Below are 14,951 nucleotides of genomic sequence, written 5' to 3'. Positions count from 1 at the left end.
ACATATGTATATAGTCGCGAATGACTGAGTTTTCCACATTGATCGTGTTTAACTTTATTATGCTTATTTGTAAATAAATAACCTTTTATAGACTTAAAGTGACGTTATAAATAATATTGATATAAACTTTGTAACTACCTGAATTAATGTTAGTTATTATTCTTATCTGATACTTTATTCAATTAACAATTTTATCCACAGACAGAATGGCAGTCCAGCTTGTTTAGATGAATTACAAATGTTAACTGTTTTTTTCTGTCCAAAAATCATTAAATTTGACTCTTGTAAATTATTGATAATGAATTTTGAACAGATCTATTCTCCAAACCCTAATTTCTTAAACCGCTATATTTCCCCTGAAAAATTATTTTCTTACCTACAGAGCAATCTCGGCGGTTACATTCAAGAGATCGGAAGATCCTATTTAGATAAACCTATTTATCAGTTAAGCATCGGAACGGGAACGATTAAAGTTCTTGCCTGGTCACAGATGCACGGCAACGAATCGAATGCGACCCATGCCATGCTCGATCTGCTTGAGACTTTAGATAAGGCTCCTGAAATAAAAGAAGATCTTTTTAGTAAAGTAAAGCTGGATTTTATTTTTATGCTCAATCCTGACGGATCGGAAAGATGGACAAGACTTAATGCTGCAGATATTGATCTGAACAGGGATTTCCATAATGAGTCTAGCAAGGAGATTAAGTTTCTAAAAAAAACTGTGGCTTCTAATAGATATGATTATGCATTAAATCTGCATGAGCAGAGAACTATTTTCACTACAGATGGTATACATCCGGCAACGCTTTCCTTTTTGGCTCCTTCAGAAAATGTAGAACGTACGGTAACGGATAACAGGAAGAAATGTATGGCTGTAATAGGATCTATTTACGACCACTTAAAAGACTTAATCCCAAATCAGATTGGAAGATATTCCGACGAGTTTTACCCGACCTCTACAGGAGACAATTTTATTAAAGCTGGAATGCCAACGATTTTATTTGAAGGCGGTCATTTCGTAGATGACTATCTGAGAAAGGGAACCAGAAAATATTATACAGTTGCCTTATATTATGCACTAAAAGCAATCAGTGAATTAGACTCTGATATAGAAGGGTGGGAAAAGTATCTTGAAATTCCCGAGAACCAGGAAACGCATTATGATATTATTTACAGGAACGTAAAGCTGAATACAGACCATGAATGTATTTTGGATGTTGCCGTTCAGTACCGCGAAATTATAGAAGAAGGAAAAGACGAAATATCTTTCGTTCCTTTTGTGATGGAAGTAGGAGATGTGAAAAGGAAAAAGGGCTGGCTTGAAGTAGACTGTACAGGAAAGAAATTTGTATCTGCCACCAAATATCCAAAGCTGGATGCTATAGCAGAATTTACAATCGAAGACTAGATCGCATTACACATAAACAAAACGTCCTCAAAAAGTATTACTTATTGAGGACGGTATTTATTTTTAAACCAAGTTAGTTCACTACTTTAATTCCATTGGCTACAAACCTGATCTCTTCTTTAGGAGTGGTGATGGCATCAATTTCAGCCTGAGGCTTTTTAGCATCCTCAGCATAGTGCTTCTGCTCATCTATAGAAGTTACTTTTCTTTCTGCAGTTCCTTCCAGTACTATCGTTTTACCTTTTAAGGCTGTTGGTACGAAGAACGCATAATCTTTCATTTTTACGAAAAACTGAGAATTATCTTCAGTCTGGATCGTTAGCCAGCATCCTTTTTTCTCACATACATCGGTTACTTTTCCCTTCACGGCTACGCCTTCCACTTTTTTGTTATCCTTTTTAAGCTTCTTGCTCAGTTTATCTACTGTAATGGCTTTAGACTCTGAGGTTGAAACCACTCCTGATCCATAAGTATCACCTACAATAGCATTTCCTGCCGGTGGTCCGAATTTTTTCTGTGATGTCTCCTGTGCAAAAGCTAAAGTAGAAACACTTACAGCTGCTGCAAATAATATAGCCTTGAATTTCATTTTTAATATTTTTTTCAAAAGTACTAATTAAAATTGAATAATAATCCGGTGAAAAGTTGATGAAAAATAGGTGGTGCTGTAAATTTTAAACAAATTCCAAAATGAATGATAGATTTGTTTATATTTGACGCCTATACTTGACTATGCAAAAAAAACTGAAACTTTGGGATGCCATTATGCTGGTAATGGGCTCTATGATTGGAAGTGGAATCTTTATTGTAAGTGCCGATATGATGCGGAATCTGGGATCAGGTTTCTGGCTGGTCATAGTTTGGATCATTACGGGTGTGATGACTGTAGCAGCGGCAATCAGCTATGGAGAACTTTCTGCTCTGTTTCCAAAGGCAGGCGGGCAGTACACTTATCTTAAGGAGATTTTTGGTAAAAAGATGGGCTTTCTGTACGGATGGGGATTGTTTACGGTGATTCAGACAGGAACTATTGCTGCCGTGGCAATGGCTTTCGGGAAATTTACAGCTTATCTGATCCCCTCATTGAATGATGCAGCACCTCTTTTCCAGAGTGGAGAATTCAAAATCACCTGGATACAGATCCTGGCAATAGCCGTTATCCTTTTACTTACTTATATCAATACAAGAGGCGTTCAGAGTGGAAAGCTGCTTCAGAATGTATTTACGGGTTCAAAAATTATTGCCTTATTAGGTTTAATTGCTACCGGATTTATTTTGGTTGATTTCTCGCATCTGTCTGAAAATTTTAGCCTTGGTTCCGATTCATTTAATAATTTAAAAAAAGACATAAGCGGTAATTTCCTTAAAGAAGGCTGGGAGCCTATTGGGGGAATGACCTTACTTGGAGGTATTGCAGCCGCTATGGTAGGTTCGGTTTTCAGTTCTGTAGCCTGGGAAAGTGTGACTTTCGTTTCCGGAGAAGTAGAAAACCCAAAGAAAAATATTGTCAAATCTATGATCTACGGAACTTCCGCAGTGATGATTTTATACTTAGCAGTGAATTATGTATATCTGAATGCTTTAGATAGAGACAGTATTGCTTTTGCTACGAATGACAGGGTAGCGGTTGCTGCTTCACAGAATATTTTCGGAAGTGCAGGAACGGTTATTATTGCTGTTCTGGTGATGGTTTCTACATTCGGATGTAACAATGGCCTTATTCTGGCAGGGTCCAGAGTATTTCAGACCATGGCGAAAGACGGAATGTTTTTTAAATCAGCAGAGAAAAATAATAAAAATGAGGTTCCGGAAAATGCTTTATGGATGCAGGGAGTCTGGGCTTCATTGCTTTGCCTGAGTGGGCAATACGGCAATCTTCTGGATATGATCTCTTTTGTGATCGTTTTATTTTATATGATCACTGTCTTTGGGGTTATTTATTTAAGATTTAAAAAACCGGACCTTGAAAGACCGTACAAAACATGGCTTTATCCTATAACTCCCATTATCTACCTTCTGATAGGAGCCGGATTCTGTGTGCTACTTCTGATCTACAAACAGCAATACACCTGGCCCGGATTTTTAATGGTATTGCTTGGACTTCCGGTCTATTATTTTATTAACAGGAAAAAACAGCCGGATCAATAACTAAAATTTGACTGTATCTATACTACTTGAGGGCTTCCGGATGAATCTGGGAGCCCTCGTTTTTGATAATATTTTTGAGGTCTTTTCCCGTTTATTTCATGAAAATGTGTATTTTGGTAGTTCTTTTTAAGTAAACTAGACCATGAAGTAAAAATAAGAAGCTGACTATGGATACACCAAATTACAGAATGCCTTTTGTACCTTCAACACTCATGACTGAAGGCGGGAGCATTGATATCTGCGACATGGGCGAAAGCATTGCGCACAATATCATGCTGCTGATCACCACCAAAAAAGGCGAAAACCGATATGATGACAACTATGGAAACGACGTCTGGAGCCTGGAATTCGACAATGGAGTTACCAGTGCCGTATGGGAGAGCGTTTTTATAAAAAGCCTCAGAAGGCAGATTCAGGAGTATGAACCACGGATCGTACAGGCACAGGTTGATGCCCACATTCAATTTGTAGAACACAGCTACGATACCAAAGAGCACACAGAGATCAAAAAGAAAGTAAGAATTGCCATCAATGCAAAAATGGAGGCAACGGGAGAGCGTTTCAGCTTTTCTACAGAATTATTTTTAAGTCCGATGTCTATTGACTAAATGTTTTTAACTGCAAGAAAAATTTATGAACTTAGATCAAAATATATATTCCAAAGAATCTGTAAAGGCAAGAATGCTTCAGAATGCCACCAAAGTGTGGGGACTGAAAAGCCCGCAATCTCTGGACCCTTTTGTAAAATTACTGATAGACGCTTTCAGTACAGAAGTCTTTAAAGCCAATAACGAGATCCAGACGGTCAACGCACGGATACTGGAGAAACTGGCAAAGCTTCTGACGCCATCCATTTATACCCATCCGATTCCGGCCCATGCTGTTGCTTTTACATTGCCGTACGAGTCTTCAGAGGTTCTACTGGAGCATACGGAGTTCTTCTTCCGGAAGCAGATGACCTCTACAGTGAAATCAGAATCGGATAAACAGCTGAATATTCCTTTTACACCGGTAGGAAATGTACGGATCAATAAAGTACAGACTGCCGTCATGTTTGTAGGAAATACCTGCTACAGTGTAGACGAAAGACTTAATAAGATACCGGTAGCAAGATTTCAGGGAAAACCTGAAGATTACCGAAAGATCACGATAGGAGTGGATGTAAGCAAATACACCAGTGAAAATTTCCCTAAATACATGAGTGTATTTTGTTCAAACCCTGCTTTTGAACATATGGACTTTGTCTATAAGCTTCTTCCTTATATTACGGTAACCAGTAATGGAAATCCTTTATTTGTAAGAGAAGGGCTAAGCTACCTTACGAATAGCCAGCCGGAAGGATATGAACAGATGTTTAAAGAACAGTCTATCCGGAATAAGGCCATTGAAGATATTAAAAGTATTTATCGCCATAAATTCATCGAAATCACAGGACTTTCAGACAGTCTTTTTTCAGAACCTGGAAAACTACCGCAGAACCTTGATTTTCTCGATGGAAAAGAGGATATCAGAAAACAAATCGGGGACAAACGTTATCTATGGCTTACTTTTGAATTCCCACCGCAGTTTTCTGCCGAGATTTTAGATAACTTTTCTTTTGTCATGAATGCATTCCCGATCTACAACAGAGGCTGGAAGAAGACAGAATACAGCCTGGACATTATGGGAAACAATATTCCTCTCGTTACAGACGAAGGAGAACATTTCCTGTACGTAGATGAGGTTCAGGATGGTGACGGAAGAAGATATACCGAGATCCCTTTTACTCCGGCTGATGATCTTAAAAAAGGTCTGTACACGGTAAGAAAAGGAGGAATGGAGCGTTTTACCAATAGAAATGCGGTAGACATGATCGCCAATGTACTGGAACTGACCAGAGACGAGATCGCTGCATTTTCACTTTTAAACAGAGATAACGTTAAAGGCGTACTGAGCGAAATGTCTGACAAAATGAAGACTATGGTACAGAAGGTGAATAATGCCAAGAGAAATATAAGACAGGAGCTGAATTATGTGATCATGGAACCTGTAGAAAAAACGGATCATACGTATGCTTCCTTCTGGATAACACATTGTACACTGGCTAATCACATGCGTCCCGGAACAGAGCTTTCTAATCAGCTGAAATCACAGACCGTTGTACTTCTCACCGAAACTATAGGTGGATCTGAGGAGCAAAAAGGAACAGACAGTATTCAGGCTTATAAATATGCTTTAACCACACGAGACAAGATCATTTCCCTTGAAGACGTTAAGAACTATTGCAGAATGGTTCTGAAAGATGAGGTAAAGGAAGTAAGAGTAAAAAGGGGAACCATGATCAGTAATCGTCCGAAAGAAGGTTTTGTAAGAACCGTTGAGGTCGAAATTATTCCTATGAACTATTCTTTTTACGGAAGAGCCTACTGGGAAAATATGGCCAATATCCTTAGAAACCAAATTATTTCAAAAGCTATTGACGGGATCGAATATGTAGTGAAAATAAGTAATGAAGATGTTGATCTTGACGAAATATAAACAATAACACCTAAACTATAAACTATGAGAAAGATTATCGTACTTGCAATGGCCCTGGCGTTTACATCAGTCAGTGTCGTCAGTTGTAAAAAAGACATCAGTAAACTGGGAAATTCTGTTTTGAACCTTGGCGGAGCAGATGATGCCAATGCTATCATTGATTTTAATAACAATTTTTTAGATTCTTATAAAAGTACATCAAGACATATCGAAAGCATCCTGAAATATGCCGATGCTGCTTCAGCGAAAGCAAAAGGAGAGAAAGTGACCATGATGCCTATTGTGATCAGCTCAATGGATTTCGCATTCGGAAAGATCAAAGACGTGCCATCAGGTTTTGGAAAAGATAAAGCAGCGATAGAAGCAGATTTTAATATCTATAAGGCTAAGAAGGAAAATATAGAGAAAAAGTTTGAAGAACTTAAGTCCTATATGAATTCTGAAGATTACAAAGATGATAAAGGCGCGAAAGCCGATGCTATCACAAAGGATATTGAGACGGAAGCGCAGGCTTTATTTACTTCAGGAGAAAATGTAGTTGCCAAGATCAAGCCGGGAACTGATGCCGCAGAAGAAATAGTCCTTAAGGATCACCCAATGAAGGAGTACATCATTTCTTCCAAAAATGTAATGAATTCTCTGGATTCTAATATTGATGTATTGGATAAGCAGTATTCAGGAAAATTCAACGAAGCAGAAGTTCAGAAAAAATACGATGAGCTTGCTAAAACAGTAGAAGCGAATTCGAAATTAGACTTCAATGTGAAAGATCCACAGTATTCTTATAAAAAATCCCAGTTTGAAAGCTTTAATAAAACAGCTTCCAGCTTTTTGGATACCTACAGAAAACTGATCCGTGATGCTAAAGGCACAGGAAAAATTTCCGACAGTGGTATCCAGCAGATCGATTCTTCGTATGAATCTGTACTGAACTCGTACAATTCATTTGTGAAATAAGGAATTCTATAAAATCTATATAAAAAGACTGATGCATTGTGTCAGTCTTTTTTATTTGCTTAATTATTCAGTATAACAGTAGAAGGGCATAAAAATGAATGGTATTAAAATCCTAATCTAATATGATCTATTTATTGAATTTTATAGCGTTGAAAATTTAACTAAAATTAAACTTTAATAAAAACTTTCCACCTCATACAATTCCATAAAATTCCGTAATTTTGCACATTGTGATTTTCAGGCAGAGTCACTCCAAATTATGAGCAAATCAACAGAATATATAGAAGTTTACGGAGCACGTGAACACAACCTTAAAAATATTAATGTTAAGATCCCCCGTAACGAACTGGTCGTAATTACCGGACTTTCGGGAAGCGGAAAATCATCTTTGGCTTTTGACACGATCTTTGCCGAAGGACAGCGTCGTTATATCGAAACATTCTCGGCATACGCCCGTCAGTTTTTAGGTGGTTTGGAGCGTCCTGATGTAGACAAGATCGAAGGACTTTCTCCGGTAATTGCTATCGAGCAGAAAACAACCAACAAAAACCCAAGGTCTACTGTAGGAACCGTTACTGAACTTTACGATTACCTGCGTCTTTTATATGCAAGGGTTTCTGATGCCTACTCTTTGTCTACAGGAAAAAGATTGGTAAGTTATACGGAAGATCAGATTCTGGAAGCGATCAAGGAAAATTATAAAGGTGAAAAAATAATGCTGATGGCTCCTGTGGTACGTTCCAGAAAAGGACATTACCATGAGCTTTTCGTGCAGATGGCCAAAAAAGGATATGGCCAGGCAAGAATCGACGGTGAGCTTCAGGATATAGAATACGATCTTAAACTGGACCGTTACAAAACCCATGATATCGACATCGTTATCGATCGTTGGATCATTGGGGAAAATGCCTCCGAATCCAGAATGGAGAAATCCCTGCGTACCGCCATGGAAATGGGTGAGGGCGTTATAGGAATCCAGAAACTGGGAGGTGCAGACATTGAATACTTCTCGAAAAACCTGATGGATGCCGAAACAGGCCATTCACTGGCGCTTCCGGAACCGAATACATTCTCTTTCAACTCTCCGAAAGGAAGTTGCCCGGATTGTAAAGGATTAGGAACCATCAAAAAGATCAACACGGATTATTTTATTGAAAATCCTAAACTGTCGATCAACCAGGGTGGATTGTTGCCGCTGGAAGATATTAAATCCAACAAATGGATTCTGTCTCAAATCAAAAATATCCTTGAGATCTTTGGATTGGGGATGGCGACGCCTATTCAGGACATTCCCGAAGAGGCTTTAGACTATATCTACAACGGATGTCACAAAGAATTTAATAAAGACCTGAAATACGCAGGGATTACCAAAAAGATAAAAATAAGCTTCGATGGTCTGATTACTTTTATGGAAGAGATCATCGATGAAAGAGAATCTTATGAGGCAGTATTGCTGGAAAGACATTTCACAACAGAAGAGACCTGCCCGGAATGTGGCGGAACCCGTCTTCAGCCTGCAAGTTTAAGCTTTAAAATAGACGGAAAGAATATTGCTGAGGTAAATGCTTTAAGCTTATCTGATTTAAAAGAATGGTTATCATACATTAAAGATAAATTCTCAGAAAAAAATAAAATCATTGCTTACGAGATCTTAAAAGAGATTGAAACAAGACTTCAGTTCCTTTTGGATGTAGGTTTGGATTATCTGAGTTTAAGCAGAAGCTCCCGAACCCTTTCAGGAGGGGAGTCTCAGAGGATTCGTCTGGCCACACAGATCGGGTCACAGCTTGTGAATGTGCTGTATATTCTGGATGAACCAAGTATCGGGCTTCACCAAAGAGATAATGAAAGACTGATCAGTTCATTAAAGAACCTTAGAGATATCGGAAATTCTGTAATTGTTGTAGAGCACGACAAAGATATGATTCTGGAAGCCGATGAGGTATTGGATATTGGTCCGAGAGCCGGAAAATTCGGAGGAGAAATATTGTGGCAGGGGAAACCGAAAGACTTATTAAAAGCAGATACCATCACAGCACAATACATTAATGGAAAAAGAAAAATCGAAGTTCCTTCAGAAAGAAGAGTGGGCAACGGTAAAAATATTCTGTTAAAAGGAGCTACAGGAAATAACCTTAAAAATGTAACCCTAGATATTCCATTAGGAAAATTAGTAGTAGTGACGGGAATTTCAGGAAGCGGGAAATCTTCCCTGATCAACGGAACTTTGTACCCGATCCTTAACAAACATTTCTACAGAGCTGTTCAGGAACCTCTTCCGTATAAGAAGATTGAAGGGCTGGATAATATAGATAAAATTGTAGACGTAGACCAGACACCGATCGGAAGAACACCGCGTTCAAATCCTGCAACCTATACAGGAATGTTTACGGACATCAGAAACCTTTTTGCAGAACTTCCGGAGAGTAAGATCCGTGGCTATAAGCCGGGAAGATTCTCCTTTAACGTAAAAGGCGGAAGATGTGAAACCTGTCAGGGTGGAGGATTGAAAGTCATTGAAATGAATTTCCTACCTGATGTTTACGTGCATTGTGAGACATGTAACGGAAAACGTTTCAACAGAGAAACCCTGGAAGTACGTTACAAAGGAAAATCGATCTCCGATGTACTGGATATGACCATTGATGAAGCGGTAGACTTTTTTCAGCCAATCCCTAAGATTTTTGCTAAAGTAAAAACTCTTCAGGATGTAGGATTGGGATATATTACCCTTGGACAGCAGTCGACGACACTTTCAGGAGGGGAAGCACAGCGTATCAAGCTTGCGACAGAACTTTCGAAAAGACAAACCGGAAATACGCTTTATATCTTAGATGAACCGACAACCGGACTTCACTTTGAAGACGTAAAGATTTTGATGGAAGCCATCAATCAACTGGTGGAATTAGGAAACTCATTCATTATCATCGAACATAATATGGATGTGATCAAACTGGCCGACCATATTATCGACGTAGGACCGGAAGGAGGAAAACACGGCGGACAAATCGTAGCTCAGGGAACTCCTGAAGAGATCGTAAAGTCTAAGAAGAGTTTGACCGGGAAGTTCTTGAAGAGGGAACTGGAATAAAGATTTATATGAGCAGCTTAGCACAAAAAGACGGAAGAAATACGAGGTATTTTGAAATCCAGAATGATGGAGTTTTTGTAAGAACTAAATTTGCAAAAGAATTGAATGAGTATAAGATTCATTTTACAGACATTCATGATGATGAAAGTGTTTTTAGAAAATCAAAAGATCCCGTACTTATAGCTATAGTTATATCTGTTTTACTGAATTCAATATTGCTCACTATCTTTATTGGTGAAAGTTATCAGCTCTCCGAATCTTCAGGAATGATTGTTTTCGGTATTGCAATGATTCCTTCTTTGATTGTAACTGCTATATGTAATAATGAATTCAGAGCTGAAAGTTCTAAAAACCTTGCTGCTGCAAAACCTCTTATTTTCTCTTACAGGAAAAAAGAAATGGAAGAAGTTGATGGATTTATTGCTGAAATTAAAAAGAGTAAAAAAGAATATTATCTGAGAGAATATTATAAAGTAGATAATCTGATTCCGACTCACACACAAATAGCAAGGATTCACTGGCTTTATGAAAATAAATACATTACAGAAAGTGATGCACAGTTTATCATTGATGAGCTTGAAAGCAGAAGAATAATCAACGGATTGTAATATATTCGGGAAATAATAAAATATAGAAAAGAATTTGTGAAAGCAGATTCTTTTTTTTATTAAATGAAGCTAATAGTAAGGGGAAAATAAGGGTAATTTACTTCCCAATATTAATTTTTCAATTATATTTAATTTTATTACACTGATAATCAGTTATTTGCGTTTCAATGTTAATTTAATGTTAACTCAATATGAATTTAATATGAATTATTTCATAACTTTGGTATAAGAGATATACATAATATTTAAAACCAAAGAGTTATGAAAAATAAAATTCAACTATTTATCGCTTCAGTTTTAGTGTGTGGGTTCATAGCTGTGACAAATACTGCTAAAGCTCAAACATATGATAATAATACAATTGAGGCCATTCAGCTGAGTAAGAATAATGATACCTTCAATGATATAAGAAATAAATTGATGGAAAACTTCGACCTTACCAATTCCGATTATAAACAAGGCATTGTAAACTCAGTAGTCAAATTTGATATTTCAAATAAAGGCAAAATAGTGAATGTTCACTCTAGTGGCGATTGCAAAATTGTAAGCAAAGAAATTGAAACTGTTTTAAGTGAACTTGATTACAGAGTAGATCGCAAAAAATTAAATGAAAATATAGTTGCCTATACCTACGAAATGCCTGTAACAGTTGAAATCAATAACAAATAATATCCACAAGATATTTTTTAGAATACAGACTTTAAAAACAGAGCTTGACTACTGTTCTACATTAAAAAATAATAAAGCCCTAATTTAATTTTAATAACTCTATTGAAATTAAATTAGGGCTTAGCTATTATAAGGAAGAAATATAAACCTCTATTTTAGTTCCGTCATAATTAAAAGTTCCATCAGAATTACGTTTACCCAGGACCCATTTCATATCTACGGGAACCGACCATGCTGTTCCTAAAGAAAATCCGTTCACAGATCTGATCTCTGAGCCACTTCCTGTAGTGACAGCTGAATGAAACCATGTTTTATCCCTCACTCTGTAAAATCCTATAGCTTTTCCTTTGGGAATGATAGAGTATCCGTCCCATTTCTCTCCTGCAGAATAATCGAACTTATTGAGCCATCCTTGCGCGTGAAACTGTACAAGTTCACTGGGGGATATAGCTGCCCCTCTCATATATAAGGAATAAGCTACCACATCATGGCATATTCCTTTGTTGTAGTTGCCCATGTCATCGTGGCCGGAAAGAAGACTGTTAGAAATCAATGTCTTTTTTACGGCGTCTAGCTGCCCGGCATGAGCTCCTTTTGCTGTGATAATTTCCATATTTTTATTTGTTTTGGTGTGATGTTTTTGGTGTATTGAAAGATACGCAATAAATTATAAACGAGATGAATACCCAAAGTACATATCTCGTGCTGATGTTTTTAGTCTTTAGTAGAGGACCTATAAATCATGAAAACTTTAAATATTAAACTATAATAAATGGATGGAAAATTCGTTATAAATTTAGCAAACATAAAATTAAAACGATATGAAAAATTTAAAGAAACTAACAAAAACTGATTTGAAATCCGTGTATGGCGGAGAATCAAAGAAATACTGCGTATACTGCGAAAGATTAAATAAAGTAGTATGCAGCGAGGTTCCGATCGCTCAATGCCCTTAAAAAATTAAAGCTGCTTTAAAAGCAGCTTTTTTTATGATGAGGTTTTAATAATTAGTGGGCGTATTGTGTAAAACTATTCAAACTTGCCTTCAGATCCTTAGCACTTCCAATACTGTCAAAACTGATATTATCAATTTTCCATCCCTGGTCGGAATTCATTAAATGGATTTGGTCGGTCCACATAATTTTAGGAGGCAACGTTGTATATTCAAAATCAACAACCGCATCTGCTGATGTTCCGGCAGGATCTATGATAACCGATTTTATTTTATATCTGGTAAACCCCTCATATAGACTAGAAAAAACAGCACCTTCAAACAGCAGTGGTTTTTCATCGGGATGATTGCTTTTCTTTACTTTTTCAATATCAGCTTTTGATGCATTGATGGCTTCTTCCAGAGCTTTTTTCAGTTCCGGGGAAAACAGACTGTCAGAGAATGGTTTATGATAAAGAGCATCATTAGAATTACCATACAATTTGTAAAGTTCATTGATTTTTAAGGTGATCGCGGTTTCTGCTGGTACAGATTGTTTGATTTCCTGTTTTTTACAGGATATAAAAAAAAGAAAGGCACTTAGGCATAAAAGAACTCGTTTCATCATTTAATGTATATTTATTTTTTAATCAAGGAGTCAAATCATATGCCATAGTTTTTGCATCTTATTCTGTTTTTAAGGATAAAATAAATTGATCAGCTAATCATAAAAAATGTATACATTTGATTATAAATCCTGATTTGTGAATCCTATACTTGATGTCGTAGTACGCTCTCTGTGCGTTTATCTGTTTATGGTAATCGCAATCCGCCTTTTTGGTAAAAATCAGCTTTCTCAACTCAATGCGGGAGATGTTGTATTGCTGCTCCTTATTTCCAATGCGGTTCAGAACGCAATGGTGGGACCGGATACATCGCTTCAGGGTGGTCTTATTGCAGCACTCGTTCTTTTTGCGGCCAATTTTATTCTAAAAAGACTCATGTTTTCCAACCGAAAATTCGAAACATTCATGGAAGAAGATCCTGTAGTCCTGATCAGGGATGGAATAATAGATCAGACTGCTTTAAATAGAGTGAAAATCACCCGTGATGAATTGGAAGAAGCCATTCGGGAACATGGCGTGGAAAAAACAGAAGATGTAAAACTCTCTATCCTTGAGGTAGACGGAAACATCAGTGTTGTTTCGCAGGATGAAACAGGAAAACAAACACATTATTCAAGGATAAAAAGAAAGAATAAAAGAAAATACCATTAAATAAAATGAATTACGAATTAAGAGAAATGCTTCCCAGTGACGAAAAAAGGGTGCTGGAAATTTTCAGACAGGGAGTAGATGGTGGTATAGCCACTTTTGAAACAGAAATTCCTACTGCTGAAGCATGGAATATGGAATATTTTAACGATTGCCGCTGGGTGCTGGAAAATGAAAGTAATGAAATAGTAGGATGGTGTGCTTTGAAACCGGTAAGTAAAAGAGAATGTTATAAAGGAGTTGCTGAAGTAAGCATTTATTTCGACAATACTTATCAGAGGAAGGGTTTAGGGTCAGTTCTGTTAAAAAAGATGATCCTTGACAGCGAAAGCCACGGATTTTGGACGCTGCAGGCCAGTATTTTTCCCGAAAATGAAAGTTCCATACGATTTCATCAAAAAAACGGTTTCAGAACTATAGGTGTTAGAAAAAAAATCGGAAAATTGAACGGACAGTGGAAAGACGTTATCATGATGGAAAAGAGAAGCGACATAATAGGGTAATGAGAAGCCAGAGGTTAGAAATTAGTCTGAAGTTTTGAAACATATCCCGAAACTAACTTCTAACCTCTAATTTCTAACTTCTTTTTTAAATTTTGGCACTAACCTTGTTATCTCCCTATTGAAATTTGAAAAAGTAGAATAATGAAAGGTTTAATTAAAATTACAGGGGTCGTTACGGTCTTGTTCATGATGTCATCGTGTGTAGTACATGATCAGCATGTAAGAAGGGTTCCACCGGGACACGCCAAGAAAATGTATGGAGGAAGCGCAAGATATTATGCGCCGGGACAGGTCAAAAAAAGAGTCTATTACTATGACAATGATGACAGAGGTGGCCACCATAAACACAAAGGTAGAAAACACCACAGAGATTGAAAAAAATAAAAAAAGCCCTGATTTTTCAGGGCTTTTGATTTATATTTAAAATCTGGATTTTTTAGGATTCAGAAATGTATTGAAAATCATCACTTCCGATCCGAATTTTTTCTCAACCCTTTCTGCAATGTTCAGCATTTCACTTTTGATGAAATCTTCCCTGAGGTCTTCATTGTCAAAGATCAGAAGAAGATTATAATTCTTACCTTCATCAATATAGTCGGTGTGTACTTCAGAAAGAATATATTTGTTGACATCCATCAGGTTTTCTGCCATCAGGACCAGTGTTTCGTCAATATAATTTTCCCATTCTTCAATATTGTTTTTTGTGCAATGGAAAGTTATACTCAATAAGCTCATATTTTATGAATTTTTAAGATTTTCTGGATAAATTCTAGTGCAAAAATCGGTAAAAATTTCGTAAATTAGCCCGTTAATAAAAATTGGAAATAAATAATTTTCAGACGCAC

General features: G+C 37.0%; 16 protein-coding genes. 12 read left to right on the top strand and 4 right to left on the bottom strand.

Annotation, left to right across the window (positions count from 1 at the left end):
* Positions 1-298: 298 nt before the first annotated feature.
* Positions 299-1,408 carry a M14 family zinc carboxypeptidase gene (locus NZD88_RS19050; RefSeq protein ID WP_259831225.1) on the top strand — a complete coding sequence of 370 codons (1,110 nt, stop codon included), beginning with the start codon at positions 299-301 and terminating at the stop codon, positions 1,406-1,408.
* Between the two features lie 73 nt (positions 1,409-1,481).
* On the opposite strand, the gene NZD88_RS19045 is transcribed toward NZD88_RS19050, so the two are convergent.
* On the bottom strand, positions 1,482-1,997 hold the full coding sequence (locus tag NZD88_RS19045) for a DUF4920 domain-containing protein (RefSeq protein ID WP_259831224.1): 516 nt from the start codon (positions 1,995-1,997) through the stop codon (positions 1,482-1,484).
* 143 nt (positions 1,998-2,140) lie between these two features.
* On the opposite strand from NZD88_RS19045, the gene NZD88_RS19040 reads away from it, so the two are divergent.
* The 7 genes from NZD88_RS19040 (at position 2,141) to NZD88_RS19010 (ending at position 11,398) form a co-directional block, all read left to right on the top strand.
* Positions 2,141-3,556, top strand: a complete 1,416-nt coding sequence (locus NZD88_RS19040; RefSeq protein ID WP_259831223.1) for an APC family permease — start codon at positions 2,141-2,143, stop codon at positions 3,554-3,556.
* Between the two features lie 167 nt (positions 3,557-3,723).
* A complete protein-coding gene (locus NZD88_RS19035) occupies positions 3,724-4,164 on the top strand; it encodes a GPW/gp25 family protein (protein ID WP_073336620.1) in 441 nt (146 codons plus the stop codon).
* A 25-nt stretch (positions 4,165-4,189) separates the two neighbouring features.
* Complete coding sequence (locus NZD88_RS19030) at positions 4,190-6,073, top strand: type VI secretion system baseplate subunit TssF (RefSeq protein ID WP_259831222.1); 1,884 nt, start codon at positions 4,190-4,192, stop codon at positions 6,071-6,073.
* 24 nt (positions 6,074-6,097) lie between these two features.
* Entirely contained in the window at positions 6,098-7,030 is a 933-nt protein-coding gene (locus NZD88_RS19025; RefSeq protein WP_259831221.1) for a YiiG family protein, read from the top strand.
* Between the two features lie 259 nt (positions 7,031-7,289).
* The gene (uvrA, locus tag NZD88_RS19020) at positions 7,290-10,121 is read left to right on the top strand and encodes an excinuclease ABC subunit UvrA (RefSeq protein ID WP_259831220.1); all 2,832 of its coding nucleotides are present in this window, start codon (positions 7,290-7,292) and stop codon (positions 10,119-10,121) included.
* 8 nt (positions 10,122-10,129) lie between these two features.
* A complete protein-coding gene (locus NZD88_RS19015) occupies positions 10,130-10,729 on the top strand; it encodes an exosortase/archaeosortase family protein (protein WP_259831219.1) in 600 nt (199 codons plus the stop codon).
* Between the two features lie 261 nt (positions 10,730-10,990).
* Positions 10,991-11,398 (top strand): hypothetical protein, encoded by a 408-nt coding sequence (locus tag NZD88_RS19010; RefSeq protein WP_259831218.1) that lies wholly within the window; start codon positions 10,991-10,993, stop codon positions 11,396-11,398.
* Between the two features lie 127 nt (positions 11,399-11,525).
* On the opposite strand, the gene NZD88_RS19005 is transcribed toward NZD88_RS19010, so the two are convergent.
* Positions 11,526-12,011, bottom strand: coding sequence for a hypothetical protein (locus NZD88_RS19005; RefSeq protein WP_259831217.1), 486 nt, complete (start codon positions 12,009-12,011; stop codon positions 11,526-11,528).
* Positions 12,012-12,219: 208 nt separating this feature from the next.
* On the opposite strand from NZD88_RS19005, the gene NZD88_RS21390 reads away from it, so the two are divergent.
* Entirely contained in the window at positions 12,220-12,354 is a 135-nt protein-coding gene (locus NZD88_RS21390; RefSeq protein WP_423738671.1) for a bacteriocin-like protein, read from the top strand.
* 51 nt (positions 12,355-12,405) lie between these two features.
* Here the strand turns inward: NZD88_RS21390 and NZD88_RS19000 are convergent, their stop codons facing one another.
* Positions 12,406-12,957 carry a hypothetical protein gene (locus tag NZD88_RS19000; RefSeq protein ID WP_259831216.1) on the bottom strand — a complete coding sequence of 184 codons (552 nt, stop codon included), beginning with the start codon at positions 12,955-12,957 and terminating at the stop codon, positions 12,406-12,408.
* A gap of 136 nt (positions 12,958-13,093) precedes the next feature.
* Here NZD88_RS19000 and NZD88_RS18995 point away from each other — a divergent pair, with 136 nt between their 5' ends.
* The 3 genes from NZD88_RS18995 to NZD88_RS18985 all read left to right on the top strand — a co-directional run bounded on the left by NZD88_RS18995 (position 13,094) and on the right by NZD88_RS18985 (position 14,481).
* A complete protein-coding gene (locus NZD88_RS18995; RefSeq protein WP_076504142.1) occupies positions 13,094-13,606 on the top strand; it encodes a DUF421 domain-containing protein in 513 nt (170 codons plus the stop codon).
* Positions 13,607-13,611: 5 nt separating this feature from the next.
* Complete coding sequence (locus tag NZD88_RS18990; protein WP_259831214.1) at positions 13,612-14,106, top strand: GNAT family N-acetyltransferase; 495 nt, start codon at positions 13,612-13,614, stop codon at positions 14,104-14,106.
* A 141-nt stretch (positions 14,107-14,247) separates the two neighbouring features.
* Positions 14,248-14,481: a hypothetical protein gene (locus NZD88_RS18985; protein ID WP_259831213.1), complete on the top strand. Its 234-nt coding sequence runs from the start codon at positions 14,248-14,250 to the stop codon at positions 14,479-14,481.
* A 45-nt stretch (positions 14,482-14,526) separates the two neighbouring features.
* Here the strand turns inward: NZD88_RS18985 and NZD88_RS18980 are convergent, their stop codons facing one another.
* Complete coding sequence (locus NZD88_RS18980; protein WP_169233068.1) at positions 14,527-14,841, bottom strand: DUF4286 family protein; 315 nt, start codon at positions 14,839-14,841, stop codon at positions 14,527-14,529.
* Positions 14,842-14,951 lie beyond the last annotated feature (110 nt).

Source organism: Chryseobacterium pyrolae (genome assembly GCF_025153485.1).
GTDB classification, from domain to species: Bacteria; Bacteroidota; Bacteroidia; order Flavobacteriales; family Weeksellaceae; genus Chryseobacterium; species Chryseobacterium antibioticum.
This window is presented reverse-complemented; position numbering and strand designations above follow the sequence as displayed.